Genomic DNA, 17,336 nt, shown 5'->3' with positions numbered 1-17,336 from the left:
ACATGGAATCCGCCGCCGTCCCAGCTCCGTCCCGGGTGCCCGCGTCCCTGCGAGGCATCCTTCCCGTGCTCATCGCCCTGCCGGTGCTGCTGCTGGCCGAGTGGGCGCTGAGCGACTCCCCGTTCGCGGTCTACCTGCTGTCCGTCATGGGGGTGAACGTCATCCTCGCGGTGAGCCTCAACATCGTGAACGGCATGACGGGCCAGTTCTCCATCGGCCACGCCGGCTTCATGGCGGTGGGGGCCTACCTCGCTGGCGTGACGTCGCTGGCGCTCAAGGACGTGGCCATCTCCTTCCTGCCCGTGGCGGTGAGTGACCAGGTCTTCCTGATCGTGGCCCTGCTGGTCGCGGGTCTGTCCGCGGCCCTCGCGGGCTTCCTGGTGGGCTTGCCCTCGCTGCGGTTGAGGGGCGACTACCTGGCCATCGTGACGCTGGGCTTCGGGGAGATCATCCGCGTGGCGGTGACGAACACCGAGGCCTTTGGCCGGGCGCTGGGCCTCAGTGGCATCCCCCAGACGTCCTCGGTGGCCATGGTGTGGTTCTGGGTCTTCCTGGTGGTGCTGGTGTCTCGCCGCATCGCGGGCTCCAGCCATGGCCGCAGTCTGTGGGCCATTCGCGAGGACGAGGTGGCCGCCGAGGCCATGGGCGTGAACACCACGGGCTACAAGGTTCGCGCCTTCGTGGTGTCCTCGTTCTTCGCCGGAGTGGCCGGAGGCCTGTTCGCCCACTTCGTGCCCATCATCAACCCGGGCTCCTTCACCTTCGTGAAGTCCATGGAGGTGGTGGTCATGGTGGTGCTGGGCGGATTGGGCTCCACCACGGGCGCCATCGTGTCGGCGATGGTCCTCACGCTGCTTCCCGAGGGGTTGCGCTCGGCCTTCAGCGCGCTCGCGCCCGAGGGCAACCTGGCGCAGCAGGTGGATCAGATCCGCATGCCCGTCTACGGCATGCTCCTGGTGGTGCTGATGCTGGCGCGTCCCCAGGGTTTGTTCGGGACGCGGGAGTTGTGGGAGGTCGTGCCGCGGTGGCTGACCCGTCGCCGGAAGGGGATGTGATGAGCGGGCCACTGCTCGAAGCCGTGGGAGTGAGCATCCAGTTCGGGGGCCTCAAGGCGCTCTCGGACTTCAATCTCTCCATTCATGCCGGAGAACTGCAGGGGCTCATCGGCCCCAACGGCGCGGGGAAGACGACCGCGTTCAACGTGCTCACGGGGGTGTACCAGGCCACCCAGGGAGACGTGCGCGTGGGGGGGCAGCGGGTGAACGGGCGGCTGCCGCATCAGATCAACCATGCGGGACTGGCGCGTACCTTCCAGAACATCCGTCTGTTCCGTGCCCTGACGGCGCTGGACAACGTGAAGGTGGCGTGCCGGGCGCAAACGGCGCTGAGCGACGGGAGCGTGGGCCTGGGCGCGAAGTTCCGCGAGGCCATGGGCAACTACCGGGACTGGTGGCGCGCCATGATGCTCACGCCGGGTTTCCAGGCCGAGGAAGTGGAGTTGACCCGCCAGGCCGAGCGTCTGTTGGAGGTCATGGGCCTGTCGCATCGGCGGGACGAGGAGGCGCGCAACCTTCCCTACGGCGAGCAGCGGCGGTTGGAGATCGCCCGCGCGTTGGGGACGCGGCCCCGGGTGTTGCTGCTGGACGAGCCGGCGGCGGGCATGAACACGCGCGAGAAGGCGGACCTGATGGTGCTCATCCGCAAGATCCGGGATGACTTCCAACTGGGCATCCTCGTCATCGAGCACGACATGAAGCTCGTGATGGGCATCTGCGAGAAGATCACGGTGCTGGACCACGGCGAGACGATCGCCCGGGGCGCACCGGCCGAGGTGCGCAGTGACCGCAAGGTCATCGAGGCGTACCTGGGGGACAGCTACCTGGAGTCCCAGGGAGGCGCGGCGTGAGCGAGGCGCAGGTGAAGCTGCTGGGTGAGCGCCGGGAGTTTCCGCCGCTGCTGGCGGTGGACGGAGTGAAGGTGTCCTACGGCGCCATCCAGGCGCTCCGGGGGGTGACGCTCTCGGTGGGCAAGGGCGAGGTGGTGGCGCTCATTGGCGCGAACGGCGCGGGCAAGACGAGCACGCTGCGCGCGGTGAGCGGCATGCTCAAGCCCGTGGGCGGGCGCATCACCTTCAAGGGCGAGGACATCACCGGAGCCAAGGCCCACCAACTGGTGCCGCGCGGCATGGCGCACGCGCCGGAAGGCCGCGGCGTGTTCCCCAACCTCACGGTGCTGGAGAACCTGGAACTCGGGGCCTATCTCCGCAAGGACGCGGACGGCATCGCGTCGGACCTGGAGAAGAGCTACACGCTCTTTCCCCGCCTGAAGGATCGGCGCAAGCAACTGGCGGGGACGTTGTCGGGCGGCGAGCAGCAGATGCTGGCCATCGCCCGGGCCCTGTTGAGCCGGCCCACGCTGCTGCTGTTGGACGAGCCCTCGCTGGGACTCGCGCCCCAGGTGACGGAGACCATCTTCCGCAACCTCCAGGACGTGAACGCCTCGGGCGTGAGCATCCTGCTGGTGGAGCAGAACGCGCACCTGGCGTTGAACTTCGCTCACTATGGCTACGTACTGGAGACGGGCGAGGTGGTGATGGCCGGCGCGGGCAAGGCGCTGCTGGACAGCCCGGAGATTCGCAAGGCCTACCTGGGCGAGTAGCGCCGCTCCCGGCGCGCTCGCTCAGGGCAGTACGCCGAACAGGCTCACGCTCCCGGGCCCCACGGACACGGCGGTGATGCCGGGCTTGGGGGAAGTGGGCCGATCATCGAGCCACAGGTAGACGCCCGTGCCGACGAGCACGGCGCCCACCGCGGTGCTGATGCCCGCGAGCGTGCGCTTGCTCGAGGCTTGCTCGCGAAGGCCGATGACGGTGTCCAGATCCGAGATGACCGGGTAGCTGCCATCGGCGAAGTAGGTGTTGGATTGCCGCATCGCCTGGTCGCCGCTGATGGCGAGGAAGCCCGCGACGCCGAAGGCGACGACTCCCAATCCGGCGGCTGAATAGGCGACGGGCGTCTTCCACGACTGTCCGAGCAGGGGCGAGCGCCGCTGCGTCGTGGTGGGGATGGGCTCCAATGCGGTCGAGGCGGACTGCTTCTCTTTCTCGGGTGCCGTTTCTGGCGGAGGCGTCACCGTCACGACGGGCGGCGGGGCAGGTGGTGGAGACGCGGGCGTGGGCGCCTCCGCGACGGGAGGTTGCTTCGCGGGGACGAGGTCGAGTTGCCCGCGCAGGCGAGAGAGCGCGGTGCGCACGAGTTCGTCCTGGGACTGGCCGCGGTTGCGCAGCTGGATGTTCTTCTGATCGATCACGTCGCCCTGTGCGCTCACCACGAGGCCGGAGACGCGCGTGACTTGTCCGGGGGTGATGGTGATGAGGACGGAGCGAGCGGCTTGCGTGGCCGACGCGAGCCGACCCAGGCACTCGCTTGGCTTCTTCGATGCCGGGGGCGCGCAGGACTTCTTGGGCTCCTTGTCGAGGACGGCGAGGACCTGCTCGGAGGGGACGAGCCGCACGTCATCGCGAGCGACCGTCGTGGTGCAGGCGAGCTGATAGTCCCGCACCTTGTCCTGATCCTTCTCGCCGACGACGACACACGGATGCAGGGCGAGGAGCGCCGTTGGATCCGTTGACTGCGCGGCGCTCGCTTGCCGCGCGGGAACGAGCAGCAGCGCGAGCGACAGCAGGAGCGTGGACGAGGAGGAGCGCGGGTTCATGGTGGACTCCCCTTTAGTAGGACGAGAGGTGTACGGAATCAGGTCATCTCAGGGGCCTGCCCGGGACGCAACCTTCCGCGACTGGGAGGCCCATGCTATCCACCGGGCTCGGACCGTCAAAAGGTTTGGAGAGGTGACTGTGATGCTGCGCAAGGTCCTCGGATTGCTGCTCCTGGGGGTGCTCTCGGCATGCACCCAACCGGAAGGCGGGTGCGATTCGAGTGACCAGTGCCTGTTGGGCGCGACCTGCGAGAGGGGCATCTGCTCCTTCGCGGGAGAGGCACCCGCCGGAACGTGCGAGCCGACCTGTGCACCCCACGAGGCGTGCTCCGCGCGCACCCAGAGATGCGAGTCGCGGTACTCGGGCCTGACGCTCTCGCCGGGCGACGGAGCGCTGGTGGGCGGTGGCGAGCGCGCTGTCGAAGCGCGTTTGGACGTGGTGAGCGGATTCAATGCGAACTACCCGGACACCCTGGTGTTCACGGTGAGCGAGGGTGCGGGTGGACCGGGTATCTCGCTGACATCGGTGGAGCGCAATGAGGGCGTCTACACCGCCAGGTGGACGCCTTCGGCGGATGGTGTCTTCCAGGTGACGGCGGCTTATCCAGGAGGAGGGGGACCGAGCCAGACGGTCAGCCTGACGGTGGATGGGACCGGACCGGTTTTCGAGGTGACCGTGCCGTCTCGAGAGGCGGGCGTGGCGGATGGCGGCACGACGTTCACGGACTCCGATCCGACCTACGCCGACGCCTGGAGGCGCGATCAGATCGTCCCCGTGGAGATCCGCACGAACGAGCCGCACCTGGATCCGAGCCAGTTGAAGGTGTCGTTGAGGGGGACGGATGGAGGGCTCGCGTCCACGGTGGATGTCGTCCCGTTCACTGGAAGCTGCGATGCGGGCTTCTGCGGTACGGCCGAGTTGAAGCTCTGGGAGCCCGCGTTCAATACGTTTCGTGGCTCCATGCCCATCGTGGTGGACGGGCGTGACACCGTGGGCAACGTGGGCAGCACGAATCCCGCTGACGCCAAGGTGGCTGTGACCCGGTGGAAGTGGGCGTTTGCGGCTCAGCCAGGGATCATCCGATCCACTCCAGCCGTTGGTCAGACGGGCTATATCTATTTTGGAACGACTACAGGGTCCGATGGGAAAGTGGTTGCCCTTGGTCCTGATGGGTATGCGCAGTGGTCATTCCCCCTTGGTGCTGTGGAGGGCGGGATTGCTGTCGGAGCCAACGATGCGGGTACCGAGCTTGTTTACGTAGGTGCTAGAACAAGCAACGGCGCTTCCCTTTATGCGCTGAGTGGAAGCAATGGCAGCACTTTCAAGAAATGCCCAGGTGCCAATGCTTCGGATACGTTTGGCGCTGGCACACTTATTGGTGGCATTGGAGTAGGCTCCTTGGGAACTGCTTCAGCCGAGACGGCTGTTAGTGTCTATAACGGCTCTGGTGGTTCCGCGACGGATGTCAATAATATTGTTGGTGTTGATTCCACTGGTAAATGTTACTCCACCAATGCCGTCAGTGGTGATGCCATCATCGCTATGGTGCAGGATGGCCCAGTTGCTGTGCGTGGAAGTGATTTGTTTTATCCTTCATCGAGTGACCTTGGGCTGAGTGTCGCCAGCTACTCCTTTGGTTCGACCACTCCACGTACCGCTTGGCCTGTGAGCTTGCCCTATCCACCGCGAAGTCTGGCCCTGGCTGGTTCCGACGTAGTTGCTTCGGTGGCCAATGATTTCCCACTAAAGGGAGGTGTCCTCAAGATCCCGCAAGCGGGCGGAAATTCAAATCCCATATTTCCAGGCTCGACCTTGGACACAAGGGTCTATGGGCTGGCTATCGGCAGCGACGATGCGGCTTTCTTCGGCGCGCAATCAACCAGTTCGTTCACTGTCAATCGTGCACCTCCTTCTGGGACTTCGAGAACTGAAACAGTTGCGGCCAGTGTTCGCGCGTCTCCAGTCGTGGGAACCAACTTCGCCTACTTTGTTTCCACGGGCGGAGTGGTCAATGCACGCGTGAAGGATACGCTCGAACCGCTCTGGGAACTGTCTCCTGGAGTGGGGGCTGTGAACTCCTCCCCGACGTTGGATTGTTCACGCGACGCTTCGGGCGTGGCGATTCCTGGCAGGCCCGGCGTGCTTTATGTCCCCGCGGGCGGCAAGCTCCATGCCTTCATCGTCGATAGCGCCGGTCTGGACCCCAACGCCAAATGGCCCAAGTACCAGCACGACGCTCGAAATACCGGCAATCCGGACACGGTCATCTCCCCATGTCCTTGATGCGCGAGGCCTTCATCCCCTCGCGCCGCAGCTCCCGACACGTCGAACGTAGCGACCGGGGGCGGACTCATCCTGGGTCCGTCGCCAGCAGTATTCCCTCCCACAACACAGGAGCCACACTCATGTCACCGCTGTCTCGACTGTTCGTTGCCCTCGTCACGTTGTCCCTGGGTCTCGCCTGCGCGACCTCGGGCTCCTCCACCGGCGCCTCCTCCTCCGTCGAGGAGGTTCCCTCCGAGGGCTCCTCCGACGTCAAGCCTCCGACCCCGCTGCAGAAGCTGACCGCCCCCGAGGGCTTCTCCGTCCTCTTCCCCGGCACCCCCGAGGCTCAGCGCAGCAAGGTTCCCGTCCCTGGTGGCGAGGTGCTCACCGCCGCCTGGTCCGCTGATGAGAATGGCGTCCTCTTCTCCATCAGCACCCTCGACTACCCCGAGTCCGTCGTCGCTTCCCGTCCCGCCTCGGACTTCTTCGCCGGTGGCAAGGCGCAGCTCGTCAGCAAGCTCTCGGGCACCATCAAGTCCGAGGAGAACATCACCCTCCAGGGCTACCCTGGTCAGGCGCTCACCATCTCCTCCGACTCCGGAGAGGTTCGCACGCGCAGCTACCTCGTCGGACCCCGGCTCTACACCCTGCTCACCCGCTACAACCCGAGCATCGCCGCTCCCCAGGTGGATGAGTTCCTCGGCTCGCTCGAGCTGATCAACCCGCCTCCCGCCATTACCCCGGCTCCCCGCTCTTCTTCCGACGCGGGCACCCCGGCCTCCGACGCGGGCACCCCGGCCTCCGACGCGGGCACCCCGGCCTCCGACGCGGGCACCCCCGCTTCCGACGCGGGCACGCCCGGCACGGATGGTGGCACCCAGCCGCGGAAGTAATCCGTTCTTGGGGACTCGCGTGGCCTTGGCCCGCGAGTCCTCACGGTGGGCTCAATCAGGCCAGTGCACGCGCTTGCCCTGGTCTCCCACCACCCAGAGGTTCCCGGGACTGCTTCCCGCGATGTCGTGGAGCGGCTTGCCGGACGGCACTTCGTACACCTTCGTCCACGTATCGTCCTCGCCGTAGCGGAAGACCTTTCCATTGTTCGTGGTGACGTAGACGGACCTCTTGCCGAAGGCGACGACCGAGAGCAGATCCTCACTGCCCGGTGACTTGTGGGTTCTCCAGGTCGTTCCGTCCCAGATGAGCACGGCGCCTCCATTTCCCACGGCGTAGGCCAGCCGCGGATTCACCACCCAGACGCCTCGGAGCCGGTTGTTCACCACGGGGATGGGGCCCGATTGGATGGATTCCACCGTCCAGGGCGCCGTGCCCGTCTTGAATCGATAGATGCGCGGCTCGCCTGGCAGAACAATGAGCATGGGGTCCGTGCCTCCCACCGCGAACAAGGCATCCCGGGAGAGGCCGTGCACGTCGTAGACGGGCTTGTCGACATCCTGAATGGAGGGACTGGTCTGCTTGTCGCTCCAGAACATCCGTCCCGCCGAGTTCCTGACACCTCCGAAGTGGAGCTCGAGTTTCCCGGCGGGCCAGGGCACTTCCGTGAGCCCCTGTACGTCCGTCTCCGCCGCGAAGGCGCCGCTCGTGATGCAGTTGCCGCCAGGAATATGTCCCCCGAGGAATCCGCTGTTGCCTCCGAGCAGCGCGGCTCCATCCGGAGCGGAGGCCCAGACCGCGTTGAGAGAGGTGGCTCCCGCGCACTGGCTCGTGGGCGTTTCGAATGTCGACTGACCGGGTCTGCGCACCTCGTACTTGTTGCCTCCGGCGACCCACACGCCCCTGCCTTCGTCCCAGAGCGACACGGACTTCCATGAGTCCGAGCCTCCAGACGAGTACTCCGTCCATTTCGCTCCGCCCGCGGGGCAGGCGTTTCCCTCATCCTTCGCGGTGTCGCAGTTGTTGTCCTCCTGGTCGCACAACTCGACCGCGCCTGGATGCGTGAAGGCGTTGCTGTCGTTGCAATCTCCTCCCTGGAGGACATAGCCCTCGGGGGGCTTGCAGGTCATCACGGCCCCGTCGTTCCGGCCGTAACCGTCCCGGTCGTCGTCCGGGTAGTGGTTCGCGGGTTCGGTGGCATACACGCATCGGATCTCACCTCCGGGCGTGCACTTCTTCTTGCCCCCGCAGCCGTTGCTCTCATCGCAGGCCTCATCCACTCCCAGGCCCTCGTCCTTCTGGCCATTGCAGTTGTTGTCCAGGGAGTCGCAGCGTTCTGATGCTCCGGGGTTCACCTCCGCCCGGGTGTCATCGCAGTCGTCCGCGTTGCTGGAATAGCCAGGGCGTGAGGGCATGCAGGACTCCTCCGCTGGCCCCGCGCCGTAGCCGTCGTTGTCCCGATCCGCGTACAGCCGGAACGTGGCCTGGGTTTGCCGGCACTCGACGCTCCCATCCGTGGCGCAGGCCCGGGTGCCCCCACACCCGAGCGTGTTCACACAGGCTTGTCCTACGCTCAGCCCTTCGTCCCGCTGTCCGTCGCAGTTGTCGTCCCGCTCGTTGCAGCGCTCGGATTGTCCGGGGTGCACCGTGTCCTGGGTGTCGTCGCAATCCGTCCCGTTCGTGGCGGCCGCGACATACCCATCCCCGTCCGCGTCACGGGCCACCAGGCGCAGCTCCGCCTCGGCCACGCGTCCGTCCTCCACGTTCACCGTGGTGGATTGCGTGTCGACCGGAGTGCCCTCGCAGCTTCGTTCGTAGGCGAGCGCGGTCACGCTCAGGCTGTTGCTCCAGCCCGCCTCACGCCAGGCGGCCACCGTCACCTGCTCGCCGGCCTTCTTCTCCGCGAGTCCGCTCGTCAGCTCCGTGGTGCGCTCGTCGCTCGTGCCCAGTGCGTCCCGGATGCTCACGCGGAGACAGCCGGGTTTGAAGTCGGGAAAGGAGATGGTGACTTTGAGCGCTCCCTTGTCACGACAGCCAATGCCAGGGAGAGCCAGAAGGCCCACGAGAAGCAGGATGCGCGCGGACATGTCCCGCCATCATGCCCTACTCGGAGCGCTCACCGCGCCGGGACGTAGTCCGAGTACATCACCGTGAGGCGCTCATCCGCGGCGAGGCTCGCCGGAGTGATGAGTTCCAGCTCCGAGGGAATGGTTCCGCCGTAGCGCTCCCGCAGTTGGCGTCCGAGTGCCTTCACTTCGAGTGAGCCCAGGCGTTCCATCTTCCCGAAGTCCACGCCCGTGGCGGCCGAGTACGCCTTGCGCGCCAACTCCGAGCAGTACATCGCCTCGTTCCCCCAACCGAAGCGCCAGTCGTAGGGCTTGCCCAGGTGTCGTTTCGCCTCCGCCACCGCGGCCGCCCGCGCGTCCTCGGAGAGCCGTTCGGGCCGCATCACGAGGAGCCGCCCCTTCGCTCCCCGGGCCTTCCATCGCGCGAAGGGCACCCGCTGCACCGGCTGTACCGCCTCCACCACGAACACGCCCGAGGGAGTCACCTCCACCAGCCCCACGTGCGACAGCGGACTGTGCGTCGCCGCCTGAATGGCCTGCGACTGCCGCGAGCGCGAGGTGTGGAAGACCAGGTCCCCCGTCTTCAGCTCCAGTGGACGCGGCCCAGCGGCCACGGTGTGGGCCATCAGCAACATCGAGAGCGGCGCGAGCATCCTCCAACCCATGGAATTTCCAGTCCTTTCCCGCGCGTCACTTCGCGCGCGGGTGGGGCTTCTGCACGCTCGGGGCCACGGCGCTCAGGACGCGCTCAGCGGGAAGCTCGCGTGGGGATGGTAGCGCCCGCCCTGGCTCTCGAAGAGCACGAGCCGGTCCACCCGCGCCGTGCCCCAATGCGCCGCCTGGAGCGCCTGGACGCACTTCGCGAGCTCTCGATCTCCTCCGGGGTTTCTCGCGCGCGCGAGCGTGAGGTGGGCCACGTAGTCGCGGTGCTCGGGCTCGAAGCCCAGGGGTTTCAACGCCGCCGCCACATCCGCCTGGAGCGCGCCCAGCGCGGCCGTGTCTCCGCCGACGCCCGCCCAGAGCACCCGGGGTCGGGCCGGAGCGCCGAAGCCGCCTCCGCCCGCGATGGCGAGTTCCAGGGGCGCATGCGCCGCGCCCACCGGAGTCAGTGCCTGGGTCACGGCGGCGGCCCGCTCCGCGTCCACGTCTCCGAGGAAGCTCAAGGTGAGGTGCAGGTTGGCGGGCGGTACCCAGCGCGCACGGGGGGCCAGGGCGGAGAGCGAGTGGAGGGCTCGAGTGGCCGCCGTCTCGATGGTGTCTCCCAGGGTCACGGCGACGAAGAGGCGCATGGGTCAGCTTTCTCCGGGTGAGGGGCCCGGCGCCGGGGCCAGAGTGCGTAGGCCCAGAAGGGAAGATAGGGACTCCCAAGAGCACCCGGTGGCCGTCCGCTGGAGGGACCGCCGGGGTGGGTATAGCCTGCCGCGCCGTGAGTACCGAGTCCGTCGTCGACGACATCCTGGGCCAGCGGCTCGATGCGCAGCGAGTGCGCATGGGGCGTTGGGTCTACCGCTTCCGTGTGATGGGGGCCCTGGGGTGGCTCGGCTGCATCCACTTCTTCGAGTGGCTCACGCCGTGGCAATGGGTGGCGGCGTATGCCCTGTCCGCGGCCGGCTTGTGGGCCAGTGGCCGCTTGCTGCCCGGGGTGCGCCGTTGGCCGGACGTCGGCGTGATGCTGGACATGCTCGCCATCTTCGCCATCCGCCGCGTGGCGGTGTCCCTGTCCGACCAGGGGACGGTCATCGCGGGTCTCACGGTGGGCATCTACATCGTCCTGGTGATGCTGATGGCCTTGCTGGGCAGCCCCTGGCCGCGGATGGCCGTGGGGACCCTGCTGGCCATCGTGCTGGAGACGGAGCTCCTTCGCCGCGCGGGGCACGGCGTGGCGCTCACCCTGCCGGGCGTCACCCTGACGCTCGTGCTCGCGGCCTTGGTGGCGGGCGTCACCCGGCGGCAGATGCACCACCTGGTGCTCGAGGTGTCGCGAGAGCAGACGCACCGCACGCGTCTGGGTCGCTACTTCTCCCCGGAGGTCGCCCGCCGCATCCTCGATGTGGGCGCCAGCTCCGCCTCGGGCGAGGGCGAGCACCGCGAGGTGACGCTGCTCTTCGCCGACATCCGTGGCTTCACCTCCATGTCCGAGCGCATGGAGAGCCCCCAGGTGGTGCGCCTGCTCAACGAGTACCTGGGCCGCATGGTGGAGGTGGTCTTCCGCCACGGGGGCACGCTCGACAAGTTCATCGGCGACGGCATCCTCGCCTACTTCGGCGCTCCCCTGGAGTTGCCCGGCCACCCGCGCGCCGCCGTGGCGTGTGGACTCGCGATGCTCGAGGCCTTGAAGACACTCAACGCCGAGCGTCAGGCCCGGGGCGAGGAGCCGCTGCACATCGGGATTGGCGTGCACACGGGCCGAGTCGTCATCGGGGACGTGGGCCCCGAGCAGCGCCGCGAGTACACCGTCATCGGTGACGCGGTGAACCTCGCCAGCCGCATCGAGGGGCTCACCAAGAAGGTGGGCGTGCCGCTGCTCGTGTCCGATATCACTCGCGCGCGGTGTGGCGACGCGCTCCATTTCGAGGCGGCGGCCCCGCTGCCCGTGTCGGGCAAGGCGGAGCCGGTGGTGACGTTCGTGCCCGTGCCCCCGCTGCGCGACGCGGGGTGAGGGCGCCCGCGGGGCTCAGTAGGCCTTGGAGAAGACGATGCGGCCGGGAGACGGCTCGCCGGTGACCACGCACTTGCCCGGCTCCTGCGCGAGCGCGAAGGGGCGGTTGCGCGTGGTGAGGCCCGTCTCCTCCTTGATGCGCGCCTCGACCTTGGGGTCCAGGTTCCAGTGCGCGAGCAGGAAGCCCGCGTCCGCCTTCTCCTTCATCTCCTCGTAGCTGTTCACCTCGAAGGTGTTCGCCTCGCGGAAGGCCTTGGCCTTCTCGAAGAGTGCCTTCTGCATGGCGTCCAGCATCTCCTGGGCCTTGGCCACCGCCTGCTCCAGGGGGATGAACTCCTTCTGGCGCGCGTCGCGGCGCACCATCACGCACGTGCCCTTGGCCAGGTCCTTGGGGCCCAGCTCCACGCGCAGACACGTGCCGGACAGCTCGTGCTCGTTGTACTTGAAGCCCGGGCTCTTGGTGTCGTCGTCGTCCACCACCACGTTCAGGCCGGACTTCTTCAGGTCCGCGGCGAGCGCGTGCGACTTCTCCAGCACCTGCGCCTTCTCCGCGTCGCTCGCCTTGCCGGAGATGGGGATGACGACCACGTGCACGGGCGCGAGCCGGGGCGGCACGATGAGGCCCGCGTCATCCGAGTGCGTCATGATGAGGCCGCCGATGAGGCGCGTGGACACGCCCCAGGACGTCTGCCACACGTGGTGCTGCTTGCCGTCGCGGCCCTGGAACTGGGTGTCGAAGGCCTTGGCGAAGTTCTGCCCCAGGTTGTGGCTGGTGCCCGCCTGCAGCGCCTTCTTGTCCTGCATCATCGCCTCGATGCTGTAGGTGCGCAGCGCGCCGGCGAACCGCTCCGACTCGGACTTGCGCCCCGTCATCACCGGCATCGCCATGTAGTCCTCGGCGAACGTCCGGTAGACCTCCAGCATCTGGAGGGTTTCCTTCTCCGCGTCCGCTTCCGTCTCGTGGCAGGTGTGGCCTTCCTGCCAGAGGAACTCCGTGGTGCGCAGGAACAGGCGCGTGCGCATCTCCCAGCGCATCACGTTGGCCCACTGGTTGATGAGCAGCGGCAGATCCCGGTAGCTCTGGATCCACTTGGCGAAGCTGCGGTTGATGATGGTCTCGCTCGTGGGCCGGATGACGTAGGGCTCCTCGAGCTTGGCGCCGCCCGCGTGCGTCACCACGGCGAGCTGGGGGTTGAAGCCCTCGACGTGCTCGGCTTCCTTCTTGAGGTAGCTCTCGGGGATGAGCAGCGGGAAGTAGGCGTTCTTGTGGCCCAGGTCCTTGAACATCTTGTCCAGGACGCGCTGCATGTTCTCCCAGATGGCGTAGCCATTGGGACGGATGACCATGCAGCCCTTCACGTCCGAGTAGTCGGCGAGCTTCGCCTTCTGGACCAGGTCCACATACCACTCGGAAAAGCCCTTCTCGCGCGGCGCCAGCTTCTCGGCCATCTGCTTGAAATCCTTCGGAAACGGGTGAGGCCCGTTGCCTACGCCGGCCCCTGTCCAAAAGCAATGCCCCCGGGGCCCGATCGGGGAGTGCTGGAAGGCTGGAGGATGGCCGGTGGGGCCGGGGACGGTGTGATACGCTGTGGTTTCATGAAACACGCGTTCCCGCTCCTCATCGCGAATCTCATATGGATGGGGGGTTGCGCGACGTCACAGCCACCGGTCACGAGTGCCCCGAAATCCGAAGTGGCTCGGGGTCCCTGGTCGGAGGTGGCCGCGGTCGAGATGTCCACCGGGGGGGATGCCTCCATTCCGATTGACCTGCTTCGAGACGTGGCCGATGCGCTCCTCAAGCGTCCCGGTGCCACGGTATGCGATCCGGTGTCGCGGCGACCCATCGTGGGCCTGTCCACGGAATACTGCTCGACGGTCTATGTCGCTGGGAATCGTGACTCACTGTCCTGGCGGGTGACCGAACCTCATGCGGGGAACCACGAGTCATGTCGCCCCTCCCGCGACGTCGAGGATGGCGATCACCCCGCATCCCAGGTGTGGGTCGTGGGATACCTTCACAATCATCCCTGTGGCGCGTTTCCTTCCTCGCTGGACCTCAGGGCATGGCCCACGGACGTCTTCCAACCTCATGTGGCCATGGCGGAAGTCCGCCTGATCCCAGGCAATCCCGCTCCGGCGGTCTATCAAAACACCGCCATCGAGATGGCTTCCGCGCTGGTGGCGCAACTCCAGGATGGGACGCGTGTCTTCCTGCGCTACTTTCCCACGGGTGAGATCCAACAATGGAGCGCCGTGAAGGACGGCTGGATTCCTCTCGGACATTGCACTCCACGCCGGGATGGCCGCTCGCCCCAATGTGATGCCCCGCTCCGCCTGGTGCGCGAGTAGGCTTCAATTCAGGAGAGAGAAATGTTCAAGGCGCATGCGCTCGCAATGCTCGCGGTGGTGCTCGGGGGTTGTGCCATTCCGGGTGCCGCCTGGAAGGGCCAGGTCGAGTGGCCGGACGACGATTCTCGCAAGAACCTCGTTCCATTCACGGAAGCCGAGGCCGCGATCGCCGCGGCGGCCGCCGTCCGCGAGATGGTGAGCGCGAATCCATATCCGGATTTGTTCTCGGGGTGCTCCACCCCCGCGCAGGGCTTGGATGTCGCCGTCTACACAGGTCCCACCCTGGGTCTGTATTACGTGCTGGTGGACCAACGCTTCGACCGGTGTGGTGGCCCGAGCGTACGTGTACTCGATGGGTGGTACGAATACGCGGTCACTGCTCAAGGCGAGATCGTGGGGAAGGCTCCTCCTCCTCCCGCGGACGCCGCATTCGATGTTCCTGTCGGCCCCCCTCCCGTGACTCCGGAGGGGCAGGGCGCTGCGACGCCCGCGCCAAGCTCCTCACCCGCGCCGGACGCTCCTTCTCCAGCGGAGTCCGTTCCTTTCCCGCCATCTTCCGGGTCCTTGGAACAGACACCCCATTGAGTCTCAGCGCTCCAGTTGGATGTCGTCGAACAGCACCGTGTGGCCGTCTCCGCTCAGGGGCTCGAAGGCGAGGCCCCGCACGGCCGAGAGTGTCAGCCCGTCATTGGCCGCCCCCGCCGGCTGCCAGTCCGTGCGCCGGGTGAAGGCGCTCATCGGCACGCTGATCCACTTCCAGCCCACGAAGTCGTCCTTGAACCGGTACTCGAAGCGCTCGGCCGTGTCGGCGCGCAGGCCGTTGTCGCGCAGCTCCAGCCGGAAGGCGTCTCCGGTCGCCTCGCCCTTGAACCAGAAGTTCAGGTAGCGCGCCCCCCTCCAGTCCTGGGGCGAGGGGAAGGTGCGCTCGGCGGCTCCGTGTGCCGAGGACTTCACGGAGTACTCCATCACCAACGCCTTGCCTTGATGCCCGTGATCGAACTGCCACAGGTTGATGCGCGCGCCCTCGTCCACATAGCCGGGGGACCAGAGCTCCGCCGCGTCCGGGGACTCGAAGCCCTCCAGGATGCTCGTGGGCGTGGCCGGGCCGTGGCGGATGTTCTGGACGCTGGTGGCCAGGGGCGTGCCCGGATACTCGAACGCGCCGAGCCAGGACTCCGTCGACGGCCCGAGCCCCGGCCAGAGGTTCATCACGATGCGTCCAGGCGTGGTCGGCAGCGTGCCGTTGTGGCCCGTCTCCGAGTGCACACGCTTGCCGTCGACGTACCAATGCAGGGCCGCGCGCGTCCACTCGAGGCCGTAGATGTGGAACGTCTCCGAGGCATCGAAGGGCAGCTCGATCGTCGCCGCGTCGTGACGCTGGCCATTGCTGATGTAGGTGAGGCGCAGCTGCTGGGTGTTCTTCCCGAGGAAGGCCATGCCCACCTCGTCCCAGCGCGTGTCCTCGAACGGGCCCGTGGTGAGGGCGAACGCCGTCATGGTGCCAGTGGCGCGCGCGGGCTTCATCCGCACCTCGTAGCGCCCATATCCATGGAAGCGCTGGGAGGCGAGCTCCCCCGACGCATAGGGACGGCCCCCGCAGCCCTCGGGGCAGGACTCGGTGTCCAGCGTCAGGTGGAGGGTGCCCTCCTCGATGCGCACGTGATCCGCGCGCCAGCCCGCGTTGAAGTCCTCGCTGCTGACCCAGCCATCCGAGGCACGCCAGCGCGTGGCGTCGAACGTGTCGAGCGGCTCGTCGAAGGCGATGTCTCCGCCAATCCAGGCTAGGGAGGGTGGTGCGCCCACATCGACCTTGGGCGCCTCGCCGGGGCCGCCCGTGCCGTCGGGCGTCGTCCCCGTGCCTCCTCCGGAGGGGACGCCACAGCCAGTCAGGAGCAGACCGAGCGCCACCCGTTTCCACGTCGTGTCGAGAGCCATGGGGAAGGATTCTACCCCACTCACTCTCCTGGCTGTCTCGCCTCGCGGCTCAGCGGGCCTCGGGCATGCGCTGTTGGACGTCGAACGTCATTCCCGCCCGGCGCAGGCGCTCGATGAGCGTGCCGCCCATGCTGGAGGCGGGCGTGAGCACTCCTCCCGCGGAGGGCACCTCGTCGAAGGCGAGGCAGAGCGCGGCCTCGGACAGCATCCGGCTCGTCGCCGCGTAGCCCGGGTCCCCCTTGGCGGCTACCTTTCCCTCCACCTGGACGCGCCGCCCGCTCTGGGGAGACAGGCCCTCGCCGATGAGCTTCACCGCGAAGGAGCCCTTCTCCCGCTCCTCCGCGGAGGGACCTTCTCCGGGGGCGGGCAGGACGTGCTTCTCCAACTGGCGCCGGATCGCGGGCACGCTCGCGGCCGCGAAGAAGGCACCGAGGCCCGCCGTCATGCCCGCGGCGGTCAGCAGCCCCTTCACGCCGGGCGCGAGGCTCGACGCTTCCGAGTACAGGAAGTCCTTGCCCCATGGGTGGCCGAGCAGGGCGTTGGAGCGGCGCACCACGCGCGTGTTGACGGAGGCCATGAAGAAGGGCGCCGTCCAGCGGCCCAGCTCCTCGCTGTAGCGCAAGCCCATCTGGTCGCGCTCCTCGGGTCGGCCCCGACGCGGTTCGGGATCCAGCGCATGCGGGTTGCCGAGTACCTTGCGCAGGGAGGGATCCTTCTCCAACTCCTCCATCATCTGCAGCATGCTCGCCACGGTGCCGCCACTGACGCCGCCGGCCATCTTCGTCACGTAGAAGCGCACCTGGTCCAGGTGGCCCCCGTGCTGCTCGCGCATGTACTCCTGGAGCATGAACACGCCCAGGTCCGAGGGAATGGAGTCGAAGCCGCAGGTATGCACGATGCGCGCGCCGCTCTCGCGCGCCTGGGCATGGTGCGCGTCGATCATCCGGCGCATCCACTGCACCTCGCCCGTCAGGTCGCAGTAGTCCGTGCCGTTGCGGGCACAGGCGGCCACCAGCTCGTTGCCGTGGCTCGCGTAGGGGCCCACGGTGCTGATGATGACGCGCGTGCGGGTCACCAGCGCGTCCAGGGACGCCGCGTCCTTCGCGTTGCCCAGGAGGATGGGCAGCTCGGCGTGGGCCGCGCCGAGGCTCGTGCGCACCTTCTCGAGCTTGGTCTGATCCCGTCCCGCGATCGCCCATCGCGCGCGATGGGTCTCCTGCGTCCGGGCGAGGTACTCGGCGACGAGGCGGCCAGTGAAGCCCGTGGCGCCCCACACGATGACATCGAATTCGGTCTTCGAGGATTTGGGCATGGCGAGGTGGGGTTTGCCTGGAGCCGATTCCAGAATCAATCCCTCGTTGGGACTTCGCGTGCGGGTGAGGACACGCGGACCGTGAGCGAAGGCCGCCTGGCCACTCTCCGGCCCACCACCGGGAGGTAGGGAAGACGACCCCAG

At 67.3% G+C, this 17,336-nt stretch carries 14 protein-coding genes; 7 read left to right on the top strand and 7 right to left on the bottom strand.

The features are described from left to right. Window positions 1-2: 2 nt before the first annotated feature. Genes MEBOL_RS12190 through MEBOL_RS12180 form a run of 3 tightly spaced genes read left to right on the top strand, consistent with a single transcriptional unit; the run spans window position 3 to window position 2,658 of the window. Window positions 3-1,055 (top strand): branched-chain amino acid ABC transporter permease, encoded by a 1,053-nt coding sequence (locus tag MEBOL_RS12190; protein ID WP_095977591.1) that lies wholly within the window; start codon window positions 3-5, stop codon window positions 1,053-1,055. Continuing rightward, the gene (locus MEBOL_RS12185; protein WP_095977590.1) at window positions 1,055-1,906 is read left to right on the top strand and encodes an ABC transporter ATP-binding protein; all 852 of its coding nucleotides are present in this window, start codon (window positions 1,055-1,057) and stop codon (window positions 1,904-1,906) included. Before MEBOL_RS12190 ends, MEBOL_RS12185 begins: the two co-directional genes overlap by 1 nt. After that, window positions 1,903-2,658 carry an ABC transporter ATP-binding protein gene (locus MEBOL_RS12180; protein WP_095977589.1) on the top strand — a complete coding sequence of 252 codons (756 nt, stop codon included), beginning with the start codon at window positions 1,903-1,905 and terminating at the stop codon, window positions 2,656-2,658. Before MEBOL_RS12185 ends, MEBOL_RS12180 begins: the two co-directional genes overlap by 4 nt. Before the next feature lie 21 nt (window positions 2,659-2,679). Here the strand turns inward: MEBOL_RS12180 and MEBOL_RS12175 are convergent, their stop codons facing one another. Beyond that, a complete protein-coding gene (locus MEBOL_RS12175) occupies window positions 2,680-3,714 on the bottom strand; it encodes a hypothetical protein (RefSeq protein WP_095977588.1) in 1,035 nt (344 codons plus the stop codon). Between the two features lie 397 nt (window positions 3,715-4,111). On the opposite strand from MEBOL_RS12175, the gene MEBOL_RS41070 reads away from it, so the two are divergent. Both MEBOL_RS41070 and MEBOL_RS12160 read left to right on the top strand, forming a co-directional pair. Then, entirely contained in the window at window positions 4,112-5,998 is a 1,887-nt protein-coding gene (locus tag MEBOL_RS41070; RefSeq protein WP_157774903.1) for a hypothetical protein, read from the top strand. Window positions 5,999-6,120: 122 nt separating this feature from the next. After that, window positions 6,121-6,873, top strand: coding sequence for a hypothetical protein (locus tag MEBOL_RS12160; protein ID WP_095977585.1), 753 nt, complete (start codon window positions 6,121-6,123; stop codon window positions 6,871-6,873). A gap of 51 nt (window positions 6,874-6,924) precedes the next feature. Here the strand turns inward: MEBOL_RS12160 and MEBOL_RS12155 are convergent, their stop codons facing one another. The 3 genes from MEBOL_RS12155 to thpR form a co-directional block, all read right to left on the bottom strand. After that, window positions 6,925-8,958, bottom strand: coding sequence for a putative metal-binding motif-containing protein (locus tag MEBOL_RS12155; RefSeq protein ID WP_095977584.1), 2,034 nt, complete (start codon window positions 8,956-8,958; stop codon window positions 6,925-6,927). 29 nt (window positions 8,959-8,987) lie between these two features. Continuing rightward, on the bottom strand, window positions 8,988-9,602 hold the full coding sequence (locus tag MEBOL_RS12150; RefSeq protein WP_095977583.1) for a YiiX/YebB-like N1pC/P60 family cysteine hydrolase: 615 nt from the start codon (window positions 9,600-9,602) through the stop codon (window positions 8,988-8,990). Between the two features lie 72 nt (window positions 9,603-9,674). Then, the gene (gene thpR, locus MEBOL_RS12145) at window positions 9,675-10,226 is read right to left on the bottom strand and encodes an RNA 2',3'-cyclic phosphodiesterase (protein ID WP_095977582.1); all 552 of its coding nucleotides are present in this window, start codon (window positions 10,224-10,226) and stop codon (window positions 9,675-9,677) included. A 137-nt stretch (window positions 10,227-10,363) separates the two neighbouring features. On the opposite strand from thpR, the gene MEBOL_RS12140 reads away from it, so the two are divergent. Beyond that, entirely contained in the window at window positions 10,364-11,596 is a 1,233-nt protein-coding gene (locus MEBOL_RS12140; protein ID WP_245919690.1) for an adenylate/guanylate cyclase domain-containing protein, read from the top strand. A 15-nt stretch (window positions 11,597-11,611) separates the two neighbouring features. On the opposite strand, the gene proS is transcribed toward MEBOL_RS12140, so the two are convergent. Further along, window positions 11,612-13,045, bottom strand: coding sequence for a proline--tRNA ligase (gene proS / locus MEBOL_RS12135; protein WP_095977581.1), 1,434 nt, complete (start codon window positions 13,043-13,045; stop codon window positions 11,612-11,614). A gap of 648 nt (window positions 13,046-13,693) precedes the next feature. Between proS and MEBOL_RS42750 the strand changes: the two genes are divergently transcribed. Next, a complete protein-coding gene (locus tag MEBOL_RS42750) occupies window positions 13,694-13,945 on the top strand; it encodes a hypothetical protein (protein WP_245919689.1) in 252 nt (83 codons plus the stop codon). A gap of 588 nt (window positions 13,946-14,533) precedes the next feature. Here MEBOL_RS42750 and MEBOL_RS12120 read toward each other — a convergent pair. Next, window positions 14,534-15,880: a family 16 glycosylhydrolase gene (locus MEBOL_RS12120; RefSeq protein ID WP_095977579.1), complete on the bottom strand. Its 1,347-nt coding sequence runs from the start codon at window positions 15,878-15,880 to the stop codon at window positions 14,534-14,536. 49 nt (window positions 15,881-15,929) lie between these two features. Continuing rightward, on the bottom strand, window positions 15,930-17,192 hold the full coding sequence (locus MEBOL_RS12115; RefSeq protein ID WP_095977578.1) for a saccharopine dehydrogenase family protein: 1,263 nt from the start codon (window positions 17,190-17,192) through the stop codon (window positions 15,930-15,932). Window positions 17,193-17,336 lie beyond the last annotated feature (144 nt).

It is taken from the genome of Melittangium boletus DSM 14713 (assembly GCF_002305855.1).
GTDB lineage: Bacteria > Myxococcota > Myxococcia > Myxococcales > Myxococcaceae > Cystobacter > Cystobacter boletus.
Note: the sequence above shows the minus strand (reverse complement) of the source record. Positions and strands in the feature narration are given on the sequence as shown.